The sequence below is a fragment of the Bacillus sp. FJAT-45066 genome, from assembly GCF_002335755.1.
GTDB lineage: Bacteria > Bacillota > Bacilli > Bacillales > Bacillaceae_I > Bacillus_CD > Bacillus_CD alkalisoli.
The window spans coordinates 1-638 of record NZ_NISQ01000003.1; the positions used below are offsets into that span (position 1 = coordinate 1).

5 tRNA genes are annotated in these 638 nt (G+C 47.5%); all 5 read left to right on the forward strand.

Annotation, left to right across the window (positions count from 1 at the left end):
* Nucleotide 1: 1 nt before the first annotated feature.
* The 5 genes from CDZ92_RS19500 to CDZ92_RS19520 all read left to right on the forward strand — a co-directional run bounded on the left by CDZ92_RS19500 (nt 2) and on the right by CDZ92_RS19520 (nt 505).
* Nucleotides 2-76: transfer RNA gene (locus CDZ92_RS19500), tRNA-Gly, on the forward strand.
* Between the two features lie 8 nt (nt 77-84).
* A tRNA-Leu gene (locus tag CDZ92_RS19505) sits at nt 85-173 on the forward strand.
* Between the two features lie 85 nt (nt 174-258).
* Nucleotides 259-335, forward strand: a tRNA-Arg gene (locus tag CDZ92_RS19510).
* 3 nt (nt 336-338) lie between these two features.
* Nucleotides 339-415 (forward strand) — tRNA-Pro (locus CDZ92_RS19515).
* A gap of 14 nt (nt 416-429) precedes the next feature.
* Nucleotides 430-505, forward strand: a tRNA-Ala gene (locus CDZ92_RS19520).
* The last annotated feature ends 133 nt before the right edge of the window (nt 506-638 follow it).

A 638-nucleotide genomic window follows, 5' to 3' on the forward strand; every position in this document is an offset into this window, starting at 1 on the left:
AGCGGAAGTAGTTCAGTGGTAGAACACCACCTTGCCAAGGTGGGGGTCGCGGGTTCGAATCCCGTCTTCCGCTCCAACAGAAGTGCCGGGGTGGCGGAACTGGCAGACGCACAGGACTTAAAATCCTGCGGTAGGTGACTACCGTACCGGTTCGATTCCGGTCCTCGGCACCAAACTTTTTTCACTTAGTGAAAATAAGTATCCTTGAATTGCACAAAAGGTATTAAATTTTGACTGCAGTAAAACAAGAAATAAATAGCGCCCGTAGCTCAATTGGATAGAGCGTTTGACTACGGATCAAAAGGTTAGGGGTTCGAGTCCTCTCGGGCGCGCCATATCGGGGAGTAGCTCAGCTTGGTAGAGCACTTGGTTTGGGACCAAGGGGTCGCAGGTTCAAATCCTGTCTTCCCGACCACTTAATATTATAATGGGGCCTTAGCTCAGCTGGGAGAGCGCCTGCCTTGCACGCAGGAGGTCAGCGGTTCGATCCCGCTAGGCTCCACCAATAAAACAATATGTTCTTTGAAAACTAAACAAAACAACAGCGTGTAAGTTAATCTTTAAGATTAACAACAAACAATTAATTGACATTAGTCAGCAAACATTATGAGCATAAGCTCAAACACTCTTCGGAGAGT